This is a genomic window from Streptomyces sp. CB02056, assembly GCF_001905545.1.
Classification (GTDB): domain Bacteria; phylum Actinomycetota; class Actinomycetes; order Streptomycetales; family Streptomycetaceae; genus Kitasatospora.
On record NZ_LIPD01000009.1, the window covers coordinates 327,929 to 348,213 of the forward strand.

A 20,285-nucleotide genomic window follows, 5' to 3' on the forward strand; every position below is an offset into this window, starting at 1 on the left:
CGGTCGGCTACCCGTCGCCCGCTCGCCGAGCACCCTTCGAGCATCCGTCGGTCGCCTCCCGGCTACTCCTCGGCCGGGCGGCGCGGTGGCGGGGGAGCCGTGGCGGACGGTGCCGGGTCGGTGTCGCGCGTCGGCTGTGCGGGCACCGACCCGGTGGGGCCCGGGGCCGGTCCGGCCGGTGCCTGGTCGGCCCGCGCCTGGTCGGCCCTCGCCTGGTCGGTCAGTGCCTGCTCGATCAGCGGCGCGGCCTGTTCTCCCAGGTGGCGGCCGAGCGTCTGGTAGGCGTCGAACTGCTGGTGGTCGAACCACTGGTCGCTGGTGCGGTCGTTCGGGAAGGCCCGGTTCGCCATCGCGTAGGCGTGCAGCTCGTACGGCATCCCGGGGGTCAGTACCGCCTGGAGGAGGATCAGCCGGCCGTGCCGGACGGCCCCGGGCCCCTCGTCCAGATCCGGGTAGCGGATGTCCCCGGTGACCACCGCCCGGGCCGAGAGCCGGGCGGAGAGCTGTTCCGCGAGCCCGCGCAGCGGTGGCCGGCGGCCCGCGCGGCCCTGCACGCCGTCGTCCGCGCGGCCCTGCACGCCGTCGTCCGCGCGGCCGTCCGAGCGGCCGTCCGCGTCGTCACCCTCGGTGGGCCGGTCGGCGGCGGTGCCCGGGATCAGCAGCTCGGGCTCGTGCAGGGTGATGGCGACGCCCAGCTCCTCGCGGGCCAGGGTGATCGCGGCGGCCAGGTTGGTGGCGTACCCCGCGTCGCCGCTGGCGTCGATGCAGACCACCGTCCGCACCCGGTGCCGCAGCAGCTCGACCAGCCCGAGGTTCTCGTAGTGGCCGCCGTCGGTGGTGAGCAGGAAGCGGTCGTCGGCCGGGAACCGCCCGATCAGCTCCCGCAGTTGGTACGGGAGGCGGCGGACGGCGGGCTGCGCGGGGCGGCGCCAGTCCGGCGGACCGGACCAGTCGGGGCCGAGTACCGCCGGGTTGGGCAGCCACGTCCCGAGGCGGGCGTTGGTCACCGCGAACAGCCGCTGGTAGACGCGGGATTCCCGCCCCATCGCGGAGGAGAAGGCCGCGCCGGAGACGGCCATCGCCGACTGCACGGTGAGGTCCCGGGCGATGTGCGCACTGGTGCGCCGCTCCAGCAGGTCGGTGCGCGCGTACCCGATGTCCGGGCCGCCCACGTAGTCGTAGGAGAGCGAGAAGGAGGCCGCCGGACGGCCCGGTGGCGTACGGGAGTTGCCCGACAGGTTGGCCGCCGCCGAGAAGATCACCTGGGGGAAGTCGGGGTGCCGGGCGCCGTAGTGGCTCAGCCACGTCTGCTCCCGGAAGAAGTGGTACGGGCGGGCCACCGACCGGCCGCCCTCGGTGGCCCGCCGGACCGCGAACGCCGAGGCCAGCCGCAACCGGTAGAACGGGTGCAGGCTCACCCAGGTCTGGTCGAGGTTCAGCCCGACCGCGCCGAGCACCAGGGGCAGCAGCACCTGGACGGCCGTCGGCCAGGCGTAGCCGGTGGCGACCGCCCAGCCGAGGGCCAGCAGCGCACCCGCCGTCAGCGCCAGGAGGGCGGAGCAGACCACGAGGGTCTGCGGGAGGCTGGCGCCGCTGACCCGGGGCCGGCCCGCCGCGCCCGGCGTGGTGGCACCCCGACCGGGCGTCCGGCGGTCGCGCCAGAGTATGCCGAGCAGCAGCGCCAGGTAGCTGAGCGCCACGGTCAGGCCGAGCCCCGCGCCGGTGAGCTGCGGCCCCGCCGCCAGCGCCTGCTGGAGCCGCACCGCGCCCCAGGCCAGCCCCGGTACCACCAGCACCCCGACGGCCAGCAGGGCGGCCAGGGCGAGCAGGCCGAGATTGGCCCTGCGCAGCGCCCGTGGCAGCAGCGCCTGCCAGCCGAGCGAGGGGAAGGCCAGCAGCCAGAGCAGCCAGCACCCGGTGGCCGAGGCCAGCAGGAGGCCGAAGGCGGCGAGTGCCGGTGCCCGGAGCTCCAACGGCCCCGGTACGGCGCCGGCGTGGCGCAGCCCGGCCGCCGCCAGGTGGCTCAGGTCGGTGAGCGGCACGGCCCGGTAGAAGCGGCTGAGCCCGAGGCCGAGTGTCAGGACGGCGGCCAGCAGCAGGGTGAGGGCGGACAGCACCCCGCGCAGCAGCGTCCCGAGGGCGACCAGCCATTCGCCCGCGCCGTCGGCGATGTACTTGCCGTGCCGGCGGAGGTGGTCCTCCTCGGGGGACCCGGGCTCCATCACGGTGTCGGCCGTCAGGCCCGAGACGGCGCGCACCGGGCTGCCGGGCGCGGAGTCGCTGAGCGCGAGCTGGAGCGCGCCGACGGTGTAGCCGCCGCCCGAGACGGAGACCAGGTAGCGGGCCCGTTTCAGCCACGGCCGCAGCGACTGGAGCGCGCCGAGGGTGACGCAGGCGGAGCGGATGCCGCCGCCGGAGGCGCAGAAGCCGAGTTCGGCGGGTTCGCGGCCGGGCGGCACCCGGGCGGCGTCGCGCCAGTGGGCGTGCCGGACGGGCGCGTCCGGGGCGTCCGGCGCTTCGGCGGTGGGCGTCGAGGAGCCGCGCCGGGCGGCGATCGGCCAGGGCGGGATCAGCGCCGGACGGTCGGGGGAGTCGGTGCCGCGGGCCTTCGCGCCCGCTCGCGCCGGCCGGAGCCCGCGCACCGCGCGGGTGGCGGTCACCAGCAGGATGCCCGCCGCGAGCACCCCGGCGGGCAGGAGCAGCAGCCACTTGACGGTGGCGAGCGCGGTGGCGACGGCGAAGGGGGTGTCGGAACCGCCCGCACCCGGGTGGAGGCCGTCCAGCCCGGCGCGCAGCAGCGCGTCCTCGCCCAGGTCGCAGCAGGCCGCGAGCAGCCCGGCGCCGCCGACCGCGACGGCCGACAGCCGCCGGCGGGCCGGCCCGAGCACGTACCCGCCGAGCAGCGCGGCGGCGAGCAACGTCAGCCCGTAGCCGCCGATCAGCCAGCCGTCGGCGCGCAGCGCGGCCAGGTGGTCCGCGGCACGGCCGCCGACCACGGCCTCGGCGGCCGCACGGGAACCGGCGAGCTGGAGGGCGACGTCCCGTACGCGCGGCGCCTGGTGACGGAACAGCAGCCCGCCGAGGAGGACCGGCAGCAGGGCGCCGAGGGCGAGCAGCAGGCCGGCCCAGGCGGGCAGGGCGGGCGGCCGCGCCGCCGGGCCTCCGCCCGCCGCGCTATCTGCCGTACCCGTCGCCTCCGCCGCTTTCTTCGCCGCCGCCGTCTCCGTCGCGGAATCCGCCACCACCATCGTCACCCCCCGCTTGGCCGCCCCGATCCCCCGTGACCGGGACGCTGAACTCGTAGGAAACCACCGATGACTGACGATCCGTAGTGATCCACCGCGATGTCCACGCGGGTCTTACCCCACCATCGCCGATTGCGCACCCAGGGTGTCCGGTTTCACTCGAACGAGTAAGAAGGCGACGCGTGGGGTAGATCAGCTTTTCATCCCACCCGGGACCATCCGCGTGTCCGCGCAACAAGATCACCCCAGACGCGTTTCCACCGACGTATTGTCAGGCCACCGAGGCCGGGCCTACCGTCTACAGATCGCTTTCTACGCACGTAGACCCTGCGGTTTCCCGAGCGGACCCGCAGGCGAGACCCGCCCCGTCAACCCTCAGACCGCGGGCCCGACCGCACGGCCGGGCCGCGGAGTTGCGGAGGTAACCATGTCGCAGATCGTCCGGGCCGCGCTCGTCCAGACCCGCTGGACGGGTGACCAGGAGAGCATGATCGCGCTCCACGAGCGGTACGCCCGCGAGGCCGCCGCCCAGGGAGCGAAGATCATCGGCTTCCAGGAGGTCTTCAACTCCCCGTACTTCTGTCAGGTCCAGGAAGCCGAGCACTACCGCTGGGCCGAGGCCGTCCCCGACGGCCCGACCGTGCGCCGGATGCGGGACCTCGCCCGCGAGCTCGGGCTGGTGATGGTCGTCCCGGTCTACGAGGAGGAACAGGCCGGCGTCTACTACAACACCGCCGCCGTCATCGACGCCGACGGCAGCTACCTCGGCAAGTACCGCAAGCACCACATCCCGCAGGTCAAGGGCTTCTGGGAGAAGTACTACTTCAAGCCCGGCAACCTCGGCTGGCCCGTGTTCGACACCGCCGTCGGCAAGGTCGGCGTGTACATCTGCTACGACCGCCACTTCCCCGAGGGCTGGCGCGCCCTGGGCCTGGCCGGCGCGCAGATCGTCTACAACCCCTCCGCCACCAGCCGCGGCCTGTCCGCCTACCTCTGGCAGCTCGAACAGCCCGCCGCCGCCGTCGCCAACGAGTACTTCGTCGCCGCGATCAACCGCGTCGGCACCGAGGAGTACGGCGACAACGACTTCTACGGCACCTCCTACTTCGTCGACCCGCGCGGGCAGTTCGTCGGCGACGTCGCCTCCGACAAGGAGGAGGAACTCGTCGTCCGCGACCTCGACCTCGGCCTGATCGAACAGGTCCGCCAGCAGTGGGCGTTCTACCGGGACCGCCGGCCCGACGCCTACGGGCCGCTCGCCGAGGCCTGAGGAGCAGCGCGATGACCACCAACGACGTGAGGGCCACCCGCGACCCGCACCAGCGCACCGTCGTCCGCGGCGGCCTCGTCATCACCGCCACCGAGGAACTCCACGCCGACGTCCTGATCGAGGGCGAGCGCGTCGCCGCCCTGGCCACCACCGGCAGCTCCGCCGCCGAGGCCTGGACCGCCGACACCGTCATCGACGCCACCGGCCACTACGTCATCCCGGGCGGGGTCGACGCCCACACCCACATGGAGCTGCCGTTCGGCGGCACCGCGGCCTCCGACACCTTCGAGACCGGCACCCGCGCCGCGGCCTGGGGCGGCACCACCACCATCGTGGACTTCGCCGTCCAGTCGGTCGGCGGCTCGCTGCGCGAGGGCCTGGACACCTGGCACGCCAAGGCCGAGGGCAACTGCGCGATCGACTACGCCTTCCACACCATCGTCTCCGACGTCAACGACGCCGTGCTCAAGGAGATGGACACCCTCGTGGACTCCGGCGAGTCCACCTCCTTCAAGCTCTTCATGGCCTACCCCGGCGTCTTCTACAGCGACGACGGCCGCATCCTGCGGGCCATGCAGCGCGGCGCCGCCAACGGCGGGTTGATCATGATGCACGCGGAGAACGGCATCGCCATCGACGTCCTGGTCGAACAGGCGCTCGCCGCCGGGAGGACCGCCCCCCGCTACCACGGCGAGGTCCGGCGCGAACTGCTGGAGGCCGAGGCCACCCACCGGGCGATCAAGCTCGCCCAGGTGGCGGGCAGCCCGCTCTACGTGGTGCACGTCTCCGCAGCCGCCGCGCTCGCCGAAATCGTCGGGGCCCGGGACGCCGGCCTCAACGTCTTCGGCGAGACCTGCCCGCAGTACCTCTTCCTCTCCACCGACAACCTCGCCGAGGAGGGCGCCGACGGCTTCGAGGGCGCCAAGTACGTGTGCAGCACGCCGCTCAGACCGCGCGAGCACCAGGAGGCGCTCTGGCGCGGGCTGCGCACCAACGACCTCCAGGTGGTCTCCACCGACCACTGCCCGTTCTGCTTCGTCGGCCAGAAGGAGCTGGGCCGGGGCGACTTCTCGAAGATCCCCAACGGCCTGCCGGGCGTAGAGAACCGGATGGACCTGCTCCACCAGGCCGTGGTGGACGGGCACATCAGCCGGCGCCGCTGGGTCGAGATCGCCTGCACCACCCCGGCCCGGATGTTCGGCCTGCACCCGCGCAAGGGCACCATCGCCCCGGGTGCCGACGCCGACCTGGTGGTCTACGACCCCACCGCGGTGCAGACCGTCTCCGCCGCGACCCACCACATGAACGTGGACTACTCGGCCTACGAGGGCCGTCGACTCACCGGCCGGGTGCGGACGGTGGTGTCGCGCGGCACCGTCGTGCTGGACGACGGCGACTGGCGCGGCCGGGCCGGCCACGGCACCTTCCTGCGCCGGGACACCTGCCAGTACCTGGTCTGATCCCTCTCCCGATTCCCGCCCCTCCCGTTCCTCCCGTTCCGCGACGTCCACCCGCCGCCGCCCGGTCTGCCGGCCGTCCGGTCGCCCGCCCGGCTGCCGGCCCGCTCCTTCGACCGGGGCGACCGATCCGGCCGACGGCCGGGTGGCGGCGGTCAAAACCCTTACCTGGAGCCCCTCATGGACATCGGCCTCGTCCTCCAGACCGACCCGCCCGCCCGACTGCTCATCGACCGGATGATCCGCGCCGAGCGGGCCGGGTTCAGCCACGGCTGGACCTTCGACTCCTGCGTGCTGTGGCAGGAGCCCTTCGTCATCTACAGCCGGATCCTCGCCGAGACGGAGCGGATGACCGTCGGCCCGATGGTCACCAACCCCTCCACCCGCACCTGGGAGGTGACCGCCTCCACGTTCGCCACGCTCAACGACATGTACGGCAACCGGACCGTCTGCGGCATCGGCCGCGGCGACTCCGCCATGCGGGTCGCCGGGCGGAGCCCCGCCACCCTCGCCCGGCTCTCCGAAGCCATGCACGCCATCAAGGAGTTGGCCGAGGGGCGCACCGCCGAGGTGGACGGCAGCGAGATGCACCTGCCGTGGGTCCGCGCCGGCGCCTCCCTGCCGATCTGGATGGGGGCGTACGGGCCGAAGGCGTTGAACCTGACCGGACGTCAAGCCGACGGCTTCATCCTGCAGTTGGCAGACCCCTACCTCACCGAGTTCATGGTCAAGGCGGTGCGGGCCGCCGCCGTCGAGGCCGGCCGGGATCCGGAGTCGATCACCATCTGCGTCGCCGCCCCGGCCTACGTCACCGCCGACGACTCGCCCGAGGCGCTCGCCCACGCCCGGGAGCAGTGCCGCTGGTTCGGCGGGATGGTCGGCAACCACGTCGCCGACCTGGTCAGCCACTACGGCGAGCACTCCGACCTGGTACCGGAGGCGCTCACCGACTACATCAAGGACCGCCAGGGCTACGACTACAGCCACCACGGGCGGGCCGGGAACCCGGACACGGCCTTCGTCCCGGACGGGATCATCGACCGCTTCTGCCTGATCGGCCCGGTGGAGGCGCAGCGGGCCCGACTGGCGGAGCTCCGCTCGCTCGGCGTCGACCAGTTCGCCGTCTACGCCATGCACGACGCCATCGAGACCACCATCGACGCGTACGGGACGGACGTCATCCCGCACCTGTGACTCCGCCCGGCGCCCCCACCCGAGCTCAGCCGCGGATCCGCCCGCGGCGGACGGGAGTTGCCCATGCCCGGAACCGCGACCAGTGACGGCAGACAGTGGCACCACCCCGACGGCCGGGTCGAACTCGACCCGGCCGCCGGGGACTTGCCATCCAACGGCTTCACCAGCGACGACCTGCGGCCGGTCCCGGTGGCACGGCGTACCTGGACCACGTACAACTTCCTCGCGCTCTGGGTCGGCATGGCCCACAACATCCCGTCCTGGACCCTGGCTTCGGGCCTGGTCACGCTCGGCATGGACTGGAAGCAGGCGGTGCTGACGATCGCGCTCGCCAACCTCCTCGTGCTGGTCCCGATGCTGCTCACCGGGCACGCCGGCACCAAGTACGGCATCCCGTTCCCGGTCTTCGCCCGGGCCGCCTTCGGGCTGCGCGGCGCCAACCTGCCCGCCCTGCTGCGGGCGGCGGTGGCCTGCGCGTGGTTCGGCATCCAGACCTGGATCGGCGGCGAGGGCATCTTCCTGCTGGCGGGCAAGCTGTTCGGCGAATCCTGGTGCACGGCCGGTGAGTTCGGCGGCCACCCGTGGACGCAGTGGCTCTCGTTCCTGCTGTTCTGGCTGATCGAGATGGCCATCATCGCGCGGGGGATGGAGGCGCTGCGGCGGTTCGAGAACTGGGCGGCGCCGTTCGTCATCGTCGGCGCGCTCGCGCTGCTGGTGTGGATCACCGTCAAGGCGGGCGGGCTCGGGCCATTGCTCGACCAGCCGTCCAGGCTGGGGTGGGGCGGCGGCTTCTGGAAGGTCTTCTTCCCCGCGCTGATGGGCATGATCGGGTTCTGGTCCACCCTCTCGCTGAACATCCCCGACTTCACCCGCTTCGGCGGCAGCCAGCGGGCCCAGATACGCGGGCAGGCGCTCGGCCTGCCGACCACGATGACGCTCTTCGCGTTCCTGTCCGTGCTGGTCACCTCGGGCTCCGAGGCGGTCTACGGGGCCCCGGTGTGGGACCCGATCCAGCTGGCCGCCAAGATGGAGAACCCGGTCGGCATCCTGTTCGCGCTGCTGACCGTGCTGGTCGCGACGCTGTCGGTGAACATCGCCGCCAACGTGGTGTCGCCCGCGTACGACCTCGCCAACCTGCTGCCCCGATTCGTCACCTTCCGGACCGGGGCGCTGATCACGGGGGTGGTCGGGATCGTGATCCTCCCGTGGCGGCTGATCTCCGACCCGCACGTGTACATCTTCACCTGGCTCGGTGTGGTCGGCGGGCTGCTCGGCACGGTCGGCGGAGTGCTGATCGCCGACTACTGGGCCCTGCGCCGCACCCGCCTCCGGCTCGCCGAGCTGTACCGCCCGGGCGGGGCGTACTGGTATGCGGCCGGCTGGAACTGGCGGGCCGTGACGGCGCTGCTGGTGGGCGGCGTGCTGGCCGTCGGCGGCTCGTACTCCACCGTCGACGCCGACGGTGCGAAGCAGGGACCCTTCCCGGCGGACGGCCTGATCCCTGTCCTCAAGCCGCTCGCCGACTACGGCTGGGCCGTCGGGCTGACGGCGGCGGCCGTGGTGTACCTGGGGCTGAGCGGGGTGTTCGGGAGGGGGAGCGGGGAGGCGGGGGAGGGCTGACGGGGGAGGACGAACGACTGACGGGTGACAGCGAACAGCTGACAGATTTCGAAAGTTGTCAGCTGTTCGCTGAAACCCGTTCGACGGCGGCGAGGACCTTGGCCGCGCCGTCCTCGGCGGCCAGGGCGGTGGCGACGGCTCGGGCGCGGGTGCGGTAGCGGGGGTCGTCGAGCGTCAGGCGGAGGGAGGTGGCGAGGCGGGCGGGGGTGAGGCCGCGCAGGGGGACGGGGCCGGGGGAGACGCCGAGCCGGGCCAGTCGGGCGGACCAGAACGGTGCGTCGAGCTGGGCGGGCACGGGGACGGCGGGGGTCCCGGAGCGGAGGGTGGCGGCCGTGGTGCCGGCACCCGCGTGGTGGACCACGGCGGCGGTGCGGGGGAAGAGCCAGTCGTGCGGGGTGTCGCCGACGGTCAGGACGGAGTCCGAGTCCTCGGCGGCCAGTCCGCTCCACCCCGACTGGAGCAGGAGGCGCACCCGGGCGGCGCGGGCGGCGGCGAGGACGGTCGCGGTCAGCCGCTCGGCGTCGGGGACGACCAGGCTGCCGAAGCCGACGAAGACCGGCGGCGGCCCGGCGGTCAGGAAGTCGAGCAGCCGGGCCGGGGGCTGCCAGTCCGGCCGGTCGGCCGGCCACCAGTAGCCCGCCACCTCCAGTCGGGGGCGCCAGTCGGCGGGTCGGGGCACCACCAGTGGCGAGAAGCCGTGCAGGACGGGGTGATTGCGGCGGGCCCGGGCGATGCCGAGCGGCGGCAGGCCGAGCCGACGGCGCAGCCCGCGGACGGCCGGGACGAACAACTGGTCGGTCGCGGCCTGGACGGCGTGTCCCGCCAGCAGGTTGCCGGACCGGCCGAGCGATCGGGTGCCGGTGACGGCGGGCGCGAACTCCCGGGTGGGGGCGAGGGGTTGGAGGTACAGCCCGATGCTGGGGATGCCGGCCGCCTCGGCGGCTACCTGGCCGAGTGCGCTGGTGGTGCTGGTGGTCAGCAGCAGGTCGGTCCCGAGCGCCGTGGCGTCGGCGATGCCGTCGCCGAGTGCGGGCATGAACCTCCGGCCGAGCCGCAGGAGTTGCAGGACGGCGCCGGGTCCGCTGCCGGCCCGCAGCAGGCGCCGGCCCTCAACGGAGGCGAGTTCGGCGCGCGGGTCGACCGGCAGTGGGCGGAACTCCAGCCCGGCGGCCCGTACCGACTCGGCGAAGGTGTCGTGGGTGGCGACGGCCACCTGATGCCCGGCCGCCCGCAGCCGGACGCCGAGCCCGGTGAAGGGGGCCACGTCGCCCCGGGAGCCGGCGGTGGCGATCAGGATGCGCATGGCCGCAGTATTTCGGCGCGGACGGCGAGCGGGAAGGGCGCCACGCGCGGGCGGTCCGGCCTGAGCGGCCGGTGTCGTCGGCCGGTCCCGTCGGCCGGTCTCGTCCGCCGGGTTCGGACGGTGCTGCGCGGGTGGCCGACCGGGGCGGCCGACGCGGGTGGCGGAACCGGGCGGCGGGCGGTGGCGTCCTTGCGGGCAGAGCGGACGGGACGGGGCCGTCGCGCCTTGGACGGGAAGGGATGCCGGATGAGCATCGTCGCGTGGATCGTGCTGGGCTTGCTGGCGGGTGCGCTGGCCAAGCTGCTGCTGCCGGGGAAGGACCCGGGCGGCCTGATCGTGACCACCCTGATCGGCATCGCCGGCTCCTTCGTCGGCGGCTGGATCGCGTCGCACTTCATGCACCGCTCGATCACCGCGCACTTCTTCGACGCGGCGACCTGGGTGTCGGCGATCGGCGGCGCCCTGGTGCTGCTGATCGCCTACCGGCTGCTGTTCGGCAACTCGCGCCGCTGACGGAATGGTTCGGTGCGGCCCCGGCGTCCGGGAGACGGCGGGGCGTGCCGGGGGAGGGGAGTTCCGCCGACCGGTACGACGGCGCCCGGATGGCCGGTTCGAACCGGTCCTTGCCGGTGCTGGAACGGTGCGAGGCCCTCGTACGTCCTTCCGAACGGGACCCGGGGGCTCGACGGGGTCGCCACACCGATGACGCAAGGGGCGGCGGATGAGCTGGATGGCGTGGATCGTGCTGGGCCTGGTGTCGGGGACACTGGCCAGGATGGCGATGTCGAGGGGGGAGCGCGGCCTGATCGGCAGCACCCTGATCGGCATCACCGGCTCCTACATCGGCACCTGGATCGTCTCGCACTGGATGCACGGGACGGTGAAGGTGAGCTTCCTCGACGTCACGACCTGGGTGTCGGCGATCGGCGGCGCCATGGTCCTGCTCTTCGGCTACAAGGTGCTCCGCTTCCTTGCCCGGCGCTGACCATCTGGTGCTGACGGCTCGATGCTGATGGCTCGGCGCTGACGGCTCGGTGCTGACCGCCGGGCTCTGAAGCCGGGCGGTCAGCACCCGGCACCGCCCGGTTACCGGTCGGCGGTCCGGGACGCCTCGGCGACCCAGCCCGGGAGCGGCTCGCGCGCGGCGAGCCAGCCGGGCGGCAGGTCCGCGAGCCCGGTCCGGGCGGCGGCCACACCGGCGGCGATGGCGCAGGTGGTGTCCTTGTCGCCCCAGCCCTCCAGGGTGTTCCAGACGGTCTCCGGCAGCGAGTCCAGGTGCCCGGCCGCGGACCAGAGGGCGAACGGCACGGTGTCCGCGGCGGAGATCAGCGCTCCCGAGCCGAGCACGGTGGCGGCGTGCCGGACGCTGGTGTGCTCGGGCATCCGGGCGGCGATCCGGAGCCCGGAGCGGACCTCGCTGTCCGGCAGCCGTCCGGCGATCTCGGTCAGCAACTCGGCCCGGCCGGGCGGGTTTCCGCCCCGGCTGCGGACCGCCAGCGCAGCCGCGAGCGCGACCGCCACCGCACCGGCGACGGCCTCCGGGTGGAAGTGGGTGGTGAGCGCCTGCAGTTCGGCCTGCCGGACCACCGCGTCGAGGTCCTCGGCGAACCAGGCGCCCAGCGGCGCGACCCGCATCGCGGCGCCGTTCCCGTGCGAGCCCTGACCCTCGAACTGGGCCGCGGTGATGGCGCGCCAGTCCCCGCCGGCGCCGATCCCGCGCAGGACCCGGTGCATCGACGGGCCGTACTTGCGCCCGTACTCGCGGGCGTACTCGGCGGCGAACTCCCGGGCGAGCGCGTCCGGTCGGACCTCGCCCGCGGCGAGCAGGTGGCGGACCAGCACAAGCGCCATGGCGGTGTCGTCGGTCCAGTGCCAGGGTGCGGGCCGGACCAGCCGGGCGGCGAGCGCGGCGGGCGCCTCGTCCAGCGGGACCGAGAACCACCGGTCGCCGAAGGCGTCGCCGAGGGCGAGTCCTTCCAGGCTGTCCAGGACCGGGCGGGCCGCACGCATGTCATCCTCCATGTGAGATCAACTGTGTGCGGCAGTCTGCCGGAGGGGGCAGGACGCCGGCGAGCGGTTATTCCTCCGCTCGCCGGCGCCATATCTGCTGACGGTTCGTCACTTCGCCTTCAGGCCACCGAGGACGAGCTTCCAGACGGCGTCGAACCGGTCGTCGACGTCGGGGGTGGACCAGGTGGACGCGTAGGCCGGGTCGTGGAAGGGGCCGGTCGCGTCGAAGACGGCGCGGGCGGTGTTGCGGATGTGGGCGAGCTTGAACTCCTTGGTCTCGATGCCCTCCGCCACCATCCGCGCGATCTGGTCGACCAGGGTGTCGACGTGGGTGTCCACCAGGCCGCTGTTCTCCTCGACCAGCACCATGTAGGTGGCGAACAGCTCCGGGTCGTCCAGCGCCTTCTTCCGCTTGGCCGTGAACAGCGCCGTCAGCCACCGCTGCAGCCGCTCGGAGGCGGGGCCGCCCTCGTTGGAGACGGTCGACAGCTCGTGGTGCGCCTGGTCGAGCCAGCGCTGGGTGACCGCCTCGCGCAGCGCGGCCTTGCTGGGGAAGTGGCGGTAGACGCTGCTGTGGCTGACGCCGAGGATGCGGGCGACGTCCACGACGGTGGCCTTGGCCGGGCCGAACCGCCGGAGGACGTCCTCCGCCGCGCTCAGGATCTGCTCGGCGGTGAGTGTGGTGTCCGTGGTCACGGGGAGGTCCGTCCTTAGGTCGTGCGGTCGGGTCGTGCGGCGATGGCGCCGGTGGTGCGGTGCGGCGCTGGTGGTGCGGTCAGCGCTCGCTGTCCAGGTGGGCCATCTGTGCGGCAGCGTACCGGTCACCGGCGGCGGAGCCGGCGGGTACGGCGGCCTCGACGGCGGCGAGGTCGGCCTCGGTCAGCGCGACGTCGAGGGCGCCGAGGGCCTCGGTCAGGCGGTCCCGGCGGCGGGCCCCGACCAGCGGGACGACGTCCTGACCGCGGGAGGCCACCCAGGCGATGGCGACCTGGGCGACGGTGGCGCCCCGTGCGACGGCGATCTCGCGCAGGGCCTCGACCAGCGCGAGGTTGTGGGCCAGGTTCTCGCCCTGGAAGCGCGGGCTGTGGCTACGGAAGTCGGTCCCGGCGAGGGCCCGTCCCCGGTCCCAGTGGCCGCCGAGCAGGCCGCGGGAGAGCACGCCGTACGCGGTGATGCCGATGCCGAGCTCGCGGGCGGCGGGCAGGACGGCGGCCTCGATCGAGCGGGAGAGCAGCGAGTACTCGATCTGGAGGTCGCTGATCGGGTGGACGGCGGCGGCCCGGCGCAGGGTGTCGGCGCCGACCTCGGAGAGTCCGATGTGGCGGACGTAGCCGGCCTGCACCAGGTCGGCGATGGCGCCGACGGTCTCCTCGACTGGGATGCCCGGGTCCAGGCGGGCCGGGCGGTAGACGTCGACGTGGTCGGTGCGCAGGCGGCGCAGGGTGTAGGCGAGCGCGGTCTTGGTGGCGGCGGGGCTCGCGTCGTAGCCGAGCCACTGGCCGTCGGGGCCGCGCTGGGCGCCGAACTTCACGCTGATCTGCACGCTCTCGCGGTCGCGGCCGCGCAGCGCCTCGTGGATCAGCAGCTCGTTGTGGCCCATGCCGTAGAAGTCGCCGGTGTCGAGGAGGGTGACCCCGGCGTCGAGGGCGGCGTGGATGGTGGCGATGCTCTCGGCCTCGTCGGCCGGGCCGTACAGGTCGGACATGCCCATGCAGCCGAGGCCGAGGGCCGAGGTGACCGGTCCGGTGGTGCCGAGGGTGCGCCGGGCGGGGCGGGTGTGGGAGGACACGGGTGACTCCAAGGGGGCGGGTGCGGTGCCGGAGGGGCAGGAGCAGGGTGACCCGGGTCTCACTGTGACACGACAGCGAACAGATTTCAAAATCTGTTCGCTGTCGTCTGTTATCTGAAAGTTGAAATCTGTCGACTGTCATTTGTTCGGCGGACGGGCGGACGGGCGGGCGGACATGCGGTCGGTCGGTCGGTCGGTCGGACGGGCGGGCGGGCGACTGCGGCATGGCGGCAGACGCCCGCACCGAAGCCGACATCAGTCGGCGACCCGGCTCCGGTTCTCGTACGCGAGGTCGGTGTACTCGGGGTGGCGGAGCATCCAGCCCTTGATGAAGGGGCAGGTGGCCAGCACGGACAGGCCGCGGGCGCGGGCGTCGTCCAGGGCGGCGCGGGCCAGCGCGCTGCCGATGCCCCGGCCCTCGAAGGCGGGCTCGACCACGGTGTGCGGATAGACCACCAGCTGGTCGCTGCGCAGGTACTCGGCGAAGCCCGCCGGCTTGCCGTCCTCCCAGGCCTCGAAGCGGTTCCGGGCTTCCACGTCACGTACCGAGATGGTCATCGCGGCTCCTCACTGCGGGAGAGTCGGAGCCGGGCCCGGCCCCGGTCCATCATCGGGGGAGCGGGGCCGCCCCGCCCGCCGATCCGGTTGCCGTGTCCGTCGTGGTCGTCGTGCTCGGTGCCTTGCTCGGGGGCGCCGGTTCGACCGCCGGCCCGATAGCGGGCCCGACAGTGGGCCCGACGGCGGGTTCGACAGCGGGGCTCCCGGCCGGTGCCCAGGTCTCGCGGCCGCCCGGCGACCGCAGCAGGCAGGCGCGGGCGGGCGGCACGTTGCGCCACACCGTGCGCTCGCCCAGCCCGTACGCCTCCTCGAACCGCCGCAGCAGCCGGACCACCGCCCGGTGGCGGGCGCCCCGGCGGGGGCCGGAGGTGAGGCTGCGCGCCGTCGTCGTGCCGAGGTACCCGAAGTACGTCAGCTCGCCGCCGGGCGCCAGCAGCCGCAGGTAGAGGTCGAGGATGTCGCGCACCTGCGCGGGCTCGAAGTTGGTGAACGGCAGCCCGGACACGATCACGTCGTACCGCTGCCCGCGGTCCTCCGCCCGGGCCCCTTCCGGCGCCGGTCGACGGCACTCCGGCAGCTCCTCGACCCGGCAGGCCGACAGTCGCAGGCCGACCCCGGGGTGGCGTGCGGCGAGGACCGGGTCCTCGCGCAGCCGTTCGGCGAACCGCGGGTTGGCCTCGACGACGTGCAACCGGTCGCCCGGGCGCAGTACTTGGGCCAGTCGGCGGGTGACCACGCCGGTGCCGGCGCCGACCTCCAGCACCGAGATCGGACGGTTCGGGCGGCTGGTGACCGGTACCACCAGGGCGTTCACCAGCTCCGGGCCGCTCGGGGCCAGCGCGCCGGTGTCGTGGAAGGTGCGCAGGGCCTCGGCGAGGAACAGCAGGTGGTCGCCACCGGCGGGCGAACTGTACAGGGGGGAAGGGGGGTCCGGACGGTGGTGGAGCCGTTCGTTGGTCATGCCGTCGACGCTAGGCAGGGCGGAGCCGCCGCGAATCGGCCGGTCAGCGGCGCCGACCCCCGACGAAAGTCGAGGGTGCGGTTACCCGGAAGACAGAGGCGCTCCGCGGCCGAGCGCCCCTAGCATCGAGCCCGAGGTGCCCAAGGGCGGACGTACGGAAGGCTTTCGGGCCGAGGAGAGCGGAAAGGAGGAGCACCATGCGCCGGAGTGTGCTCGGCTGGTACGGGCCGGACCACCGGGCCGGGACGGACACGTTGCTGCTGCTCGGCCTGCTCGGCCTGACCATCGAGGAGGCCCTCGCCCAGTGGACGCAGACCGACGGTCCGCTGCGCCTGCCGCGCACGGTCGTCGCCGCGCTCGCCGCGGTCTCGCTCTTCTTCGCCCGCCGCCACCCGGTGGCCTCGGCCGTGCTGCCGGTGCTCACGGGCGGGCTGTTCAACCGGGCCGTCCCCGGCCTGTTCAGCGTCTTCCACCTCGCCTACCTCGGCCGGCCGGGCCTGGCGATGGCGGGCGGCTCGGTCATCGCGGTGGCCAGTGCGGTGGGTGTGGACTCACTGGTCGGCCGGGCGGGTACCGCCGGGTCCCAACTCCTGGTCCAGGCCGCCACGATGGCGGTCGGCCTGTGGCTGCGGGGCAGACGGGTGCTGATCCGCACCCTGCACGAGCAGGTCGACGCGCTGCGCCGCGAGCGCGAGCTGCGCGCCGAACAGGCCCGGTCCGCCGAACGGGCCCGGATCGCCCGGGAGATGCACGACGTGCTGGCCCACCGGCTCAGCCTCCTGGTCCTGCACGCCGGGGTGCTGCGCGACCAGGCCAGGGCCGGCACCGTCGCCGACGACCCCGACCGGCTCACCCACCGCCTCGAACTGCTGCGCACCACCGCCGCCCGGTCGCTCGACGACCTGCGCGACGTCCTTGGCGCGCTGCGGGCCGACCCGTCGGCCCCGCCCGCCACGGGAGGAGAGCCGTCCATGCCCGTCGAGGCCGGGCGCGTCCCGGCGCCCGCGCTGCGCGACCTCACCGAGCTCGTCGGCGAGGCGACCCAGGCCGGCCAACGGGTCGAACTCACCCTCTCCGGGGAGCCGGAGAGCATCCCGACCACCCACCGGCTGGCCGTGCACCGGCTGGTGCAGGAGGCGCTGACCAACGCCCGCAAGCACGCGCACGCCGCGCCCGTCACCGTACGGGTCGGCTACGGGGCGCCGGCGACGACGGTCGAGGTCCGCAACGGCCCGGGCGAGGCGCCGTTGGGCGGGCCGGGCACCGGTGGCGGGTACGGGCTGGTGGGGCTGGCCGAACGGGTCGGCGCCCTCGGCGGCCACTTCGACGCCGGTCCGGACGGTGGCGGCGGCTTCCGGCTCTCCGCCCGGTTGCCCGCGCCGGACCGCCCGCCGCAGGCGGTGCCGGACGAGGCTTCCGCCCGGCTCCGTGGCGACGGTCCGGATCCACAGTCGGTGCGCGCGGTGGCGTACCCCGGGCGGGCGTCGCCGCGGCCGGAGCGGGGGAAGGGGACGCCAGGGGCGCGGCAATCGCAGGAAGGGGCGCAGGGGGCGCGAAGAGTGAAGCAGTCGGAGCCACCGAAGCAACCGAAGCGACCGGAGGAACCGACGCAGCCGAACCAATCGACGCAAGCGACGCAACCGACGCGGGCGAAGCACGTTGAGCAGGAACCGAAGCCGCAGCCGAAGGACGCCGCATGATCCGAACAATGGTGGTCGACGACGACGCGCTGGTCCGTCTCGGCCTGGTCGACCTCCTGGCCCAGGACCCGGAGCTCACCGTGGTCGCCGAGGCCGCCGACGGGCTGCAGGCCGTCGAGCTCGCCGCCGGTCGGCGGATCGACGTCGTGCTGATGGACATCCGGATGCCCCGGCTCGACGGGATCGCCGCCACCCGGCGGCTGCGCGAACTCCCCGACGGTCCGCGGGTCATCGCCCTCACCACCTTCGACCTGGACGAGTACGTGTACCAGGCGCTCGCGGCCGGGGCGGACGGCTTCCTGCTGAAGGACACCCCGCCCGCGGAGATCGCCCGGGCCGTCCATGTCGTCGCCGGCGGCCAGGGGATGCTGCACCCGGCGGCCGCTCGGCGGCTGATCGACCGCTACCACCGGGTCGGGGCGCCCCGGTCGGTGGCCGCCCGCAGCCGGGCCGCCGGACTCACCCCGCGGGAGACGGACGTACTGCGCGAACTCGCCGACGGGCTCTCCAATGCCGAGATCGCCGGTGTGCTCGGGATGCGCGAGAGCACGGTCAAAGCGCACGTCAGTCGGATCCTGACCGGGCTCGGAGTCGCCAACCGGGTCCAGGCGGCGCTGCTCGCACGCGACGCCGGGCTGATGGGCGACGGCGGCTGAGGACGGACGGCTGGGATCGGCCGGGCCCGGGTTCGGGTGCCGGGGTGCCCGGGTGCCGATCGGTCGTGCACCCGCGGGTACGGTCGCGAACGTTCGCGCACGCGCATATCCGGGCGCTGTCCCGCTGTTCCGGGGTGCCGCCCCGTCGTGCCAGGGGTTGCAGCCGAAGCACGTCGGGGCTCGGTGGGGCACATCGGGGCACGGCATCGGCCAGTGTTCACCTTGGCGTTCCCCGGACGTTCCTCCGGAGTCGGGGCGGACGTCGAAGCGGGCTTCCATGAGCCGCCGCGTGCTCCCGGTTCGTATCGCGTGCTGAGCCGCTGTCACCCATCCGGCGTGGAAATGCCGTGCCTTGGCCGTTTGCGCTGCCGAACTCGGGCGGCGGGTCCATGGTGGAGATGGGCGCGATCCGGCGACCGCGTCCGCGCGCCGATCCAGGCCCGCGCGCCGAGCGCCCGCGCCGAAAGCGGACGGGTGTTGTCCGAAGCGGGGCCCGGTACCGGCACGCTGGGAACAGGGCCACCTCGCAGGAAACCGAACGGTTCTTCTAGGCTCACATCTCGGCTTCCCTGCGGCGGTCCGGCCACTGCGCCCACCGCCACGAAGCCGCCGTCCACGGGGCTCCGGGCGGACCGGGGCCACCGGATCGAGCGAGGAGGACGCACATGCCAAGCACGCCGCCCAACCGTTCCACCGTACTTGGGCCAGACAGGCCGATTCGGTGGGCCGCTCATCATCCCGGTCGGCCGGTGCGGTCCGGCCGGGCCTGGTACCCGGGCGGGAGCGGTCGGCCGGCACGGCCGCTGTATACCGGCGGCGGCCGCGGAGGCGAGCGTTGAGTCCCCAGATCGTCGGGTCGCCCGCCGCACCGGGCGCCGCCGCGGAACCCGCCCCGACGTCGGTCGCCGTCCCGGCCGCCACCGACGGTGAGGCCCCTGCCGCCGCCACGGCCACTGCGACCGCCGCCGCCGCTACCGCCGCAGCCACCGCTACCACCACCAACGGCACCGCCGCCGGCACCGCAACTGCCGCTGCGGATCCGGGCACTACGGTCTCGGCCCCTGCGCTTCCCGCCGCTTCGGTCCAGGCCACCGCGGCCGCGTCCGGTGCCGCGAAGACCGTCGTGGCCAAGGTGGCCGTCACCACGACCGCAGCCGCCAAGTCCGCCCTCACGAAATCCGCCCTCACCAAACCCGTCGTCGCGAAGGCCGCGGCGGCGAAGAGCCCCGTGACGAAGAGCCCCGCGACGAAGAACGTCGTGGCGAAGAACGTCGTCGTGAAGCCCGCGACGGGCCCGGCCGCCACCGCCTCCCATGGGGCCACCGCCGTCACCACGGCGCTGCCCGGTGTGCCGCAGGCGCTCAGCACCCGGGCCCGCACCCTCGCCGGGGCCGTCCGGCGTCGCTGCGTCGACCTGGCGCGGATCGAGTCGCCCAGTGGGGACGCCCCCAGACTCGACGCGCTCGCCGAGGAGTTGGCGGCCGGCTTCTGTGCCACCGGTGCCACCGCCCGGCGCGAGCCCGGACCGGCCGGCGACCACCTCGTACTGGAGTGGGAGGGTCGGGACGAGTCCCTGCCGCACCTGCTGATCGTCGGGCACCACGACACCGTGTGGCCGGTCGGCACGCTCGCGGACTGGCCGGTGACGGAGGAGGACGGCCGGCTCACCGGGCCCGGCGTGGTCGACATGAAGGGCGGACTCGCCATCCTGGAGGGGGCGTTGTCGCTGCTCGCGGACCTGGGTGAGCGCCCGCACCGGACCGTCCGCCTGGTCGTGGTCTCCGACGAGGAGGTGGGCAGCCCCGACGGACGCCGCCTGGTCGAGCGCCAGCTGCGCGGAGCCGCCGCGGTCCTGGGCCTCGAACCGCCGCACCCCGACGGTCGGTTGAAGACCGCGCGGCGCGGCAGCACCCGGGTGCGGCTCACTGTGACCGGCCGCGAGGCGCACGCGGGCAACGACGCCCACGACGGGGTGTCCGCCGTCGACGAGCTGGTGGACCAGCTCGTGCTGGTGCGCGACCTCGCTGGTCAGCCTGGCACCGAGCTCAACGCCGGTCGGATCAGCGGTGGTTCGCGCGCCAACGTGGTCGCCGGCCGGGCCGAGGCCGAGCTGGGGCTGCGCTTCGCCACGGTCGAGGCGCAGCGCCGTACGCTGGACAACCTCGCCCGGCTCACCGCGCTGCGTCCGGGCGCCCGGGTGCGTACGGAGGTGCTGTCCAGCCGCCCGGCCTGGCCCGAGCGGACCGGCAACCCGCTGTTGCGGCACGTGCGTTCGCTCGCCGCGGTGCTCGGGCAGCAGTTGGACGGCGCTCCGGCGGGCGGGGCGGGGGACACCAACCTGCCGGGCTCGCGCGGGCTTCCGACCCTGGACGGCTTCGGCGCGGTGGGCGCCGGGGCCCACGCCCGGCACGAGCACATCCGGGTCGACCAGATCGCTCCCCGGATCGCCCTGCTGGCGGCGCTGCTCGCGGTGCCGCTGCCGCGACTGCGCGACCGCGCGGAGGGCTGAGCCGGCGGTGAGC

The 20,285-nt window shown here is 74.1% G+C and carries 16 protein-coding genes; 9 read left to right on the forward strand and 7 right to left on the reverse strand.

Annotated elements, in window-relative coordinates:
* Window positions 1–62: 62 nt before the first annotated feature.
* On the reverse strand, window positions 63–3,242 hold the full coding sequence (locus tag AMK13_RS25490; protein WP_143204629.1) for a hypothetical protein: 3,180 nt from the start codon (window positions 3,240–3,242) through the stop codon (window positions 63–65).
* 430 nt (window positions 3,243–3,672) lie between these two features.
* Between AMK13_RS25490 and AMK13_RS25495 the strand changes: the two genes are divergently transcribed.
* From AMK13_RS25495 to AMK13_RS25510, 4 genes are all read left to right on the forward strand, one after another.
* Window positions 3,673–4,515 carry a nitrilase-related carbon-nitrogen hydrolase gene (locus tag AMK13_RS25495; protein ID WP_049649708.1) on the forward strand — a complete coding sequence of 281 codons (843 nt, stop codon included), beginning with the start codon at window positions 3,673–3,675 and terminating at the stop codon, window positions 4,513–4,515.
* Window positions 4,516–4,526: 11 nt separating this feature from the next.
* Window positions 4,527–5,975, forward strand: coding sequence for a dihydropyrimidinase (hydA, locus tag AMK13_RS25500; protein ID WP_074004224.1), 1,449 nt, complete (start codon window positions 4,527–4,529; stop codon window positions 5,973–5,975).
* 177 nt (window positions 5,976–6,152) lie between these two features.
* Entirely contained in the window at window positions 6,153–7,166 is a 1,014-nt protein-coding gene (locus AMK13_RS25505) for a TIGR03842 family LLM class F420-dependent oxidoreductase (RefSeq protein WP_049649710.1), read from the forward strand.
* A gap of 63 nt (window positions 7,167–7,229) precedes the next feature.
* The gene (locus tag AMK13_RS25510; protein WP_074004225.1) at window positions 7,230–8,786 is read left to right on the forward strand and encodes an NCS1 family nucleobase:cation symporter-1; all 1,557 of its coding nucleotides are present in this window, start codon (window positions 7,230–7,232) and stop codon (window positions 8,784–8,786) included.
* 58 nt (window positions 8,787–8,844) lie between these two features.
* On the opposite strand, the gene AMK13_RS25515 is transcribed toward AMK13_RS25510, so the two are convergent.
* On the reverse strand, window positions 8,845–10,089 hold the full coding sequence (locus AMK13_RS25515) for a glycosyltransferase (RefSeq protein ID WP_074004226.1): 1,245 nt from the start codon (window positions 10,087–10,089) through the stop codon (window positions 8,845–8,847).
* Window positions 10,090–10,335: 246 nt separating this feature from the next.
* Between AMK13_RS25515 and AMK13_RS25520 the strand changes: the two genes are divergently transcribed.
* Together AMK13_RS25520 and AMK13_RS25525 are read left to right on the forward strand one after the other, a co-directional pair.
* Entirely contained in the window at window positions 10,336–10,602 is a 267-nt protein-coding gene (locus tag AMK13_RS25520; RefSeq protein ID WP_049649713.1) for a GlsB/YeaQ/YmgE family stress response membrane protein, read from the forward strand.
* Between the two features lie 208 nt (window positions 10,603–10,810).
* Entirely contained in the window at window positions 10,811–11,074 is a 264-nt protein-coding gene (locus AMK13_RS25525; protein WP_063780048.1) for a GlsB/YeaQ/YmgE family stress response membrane protein, read from the forward strand.
* A 101-nt stretch (window positions 11,075–11,175) separates the two neighbouring features.
* On the opposite strand, the gene AMK13_RS25530 is transcribed toward AMK13_RS25525, so the two are convergent.
* From AMK13_RS25530 to AMK13_RS25550, 5 genes are all read right to left on the reverse strand, one after another.
* Window positions 11,176–12,099, reverse strand: coding sequence for an ADP-ribosylglycohydrolase family protein (locus AMK13_RS25530; protein ID WP_074004227.1), 924 nt, complete (start codon window positions 12,097–12,099; stop codon window positions 11,176–11,178).
* Window positions 12,100–12,207: 108 nt separating this feature from the next.
* On the reverse strand, window positions 12,208–12,795 hold the full coding sequence (locus AMK13_RS25535; RefSeq protein ID WP_074004228.1) for a TetR family transcriptional regulator: 588 nt from the start codon (window positions 12,793–12,795) through the stop codon (window positions 12,208–12,210).
* 79 nt (window positions 12,796–12,874) lie between these two features.
* A complete protein-coding gene (locus AMK13_RS25540; protein WP_380717491.1) occupies window positions 12,875–13,888 on the reverse strand; it encodes an aldo/keto reductase in 1,014 nt (337 codons plus the stop codon).
* Between the two features lie 255 nt (window positions 13,889–14,143).
* Window positions 14,144–14,446, reverse strand: a complete 303-nt coding sequence (locus AMK13_RS25545) for a GNAT family N-acetyltransferase (protein WP_049649718.1) — start codon at window positions 14,444–14,446, stop codon at window positions 14,144–14,146.
* A gap of 49 nt (window positions 14,447–14,495) precedes the next feature.
* Window positions 14,496–15,407 (reverse strand): class I SAM-dependent methyltransferase, encoded by a 912-nt coding sequence (locus tag AMK13_RS25550; protein WP_074004230.1) that lies wholly within the window; start codon window positions 15,405–15,407, stop codon window positions 14,496–14,498.
* A 197-nt stretch (window positions 15,408–15,604) separates the two neighbouring features.
* Between AMK13_RS25550 and AMK13_RS25555 the strand changes: the two genes are divergently transcribed.
* From AMK13_RS25555 to AMK13_RS25565, 3 genes are all read left to right on the forward strand, one after another.
* Entirely contained in the window at window positions 15,605–17,107 is a 1,503-nt protein-coding gene (locus AMK13_RS25555; protein WP_074004231.1) for a sensor histidine kinase, read from the forward strand.
* Complete coding sequence (locus AMK13_RS25560; RefSeq protein ID WP_074004232.1) at window positions 17,104–17,763, forward strand: response regulator; 660 nt, start codon at window positions 17,104–17,106, stop codon at window positions 17,761–17,763. Before AMK13_RS25555 ends, AMK13_RS25560 begins: the two co-directional genes overlap by 4 nt.
* Window positions 17,764–18,598: 835 nt before the next feature.
* A complete protein-coding gene (locus tag AMK13_RS25565) occupies window positions 18,599–20,272 on the forward strand; it encodes a M20 family metallopeptidase (protein WP_198959430.1) in 1,674 nt (557 codons plus the stop codon).
* Window positions 20,273–20,285: the final 13 nt, after the last annotated feature.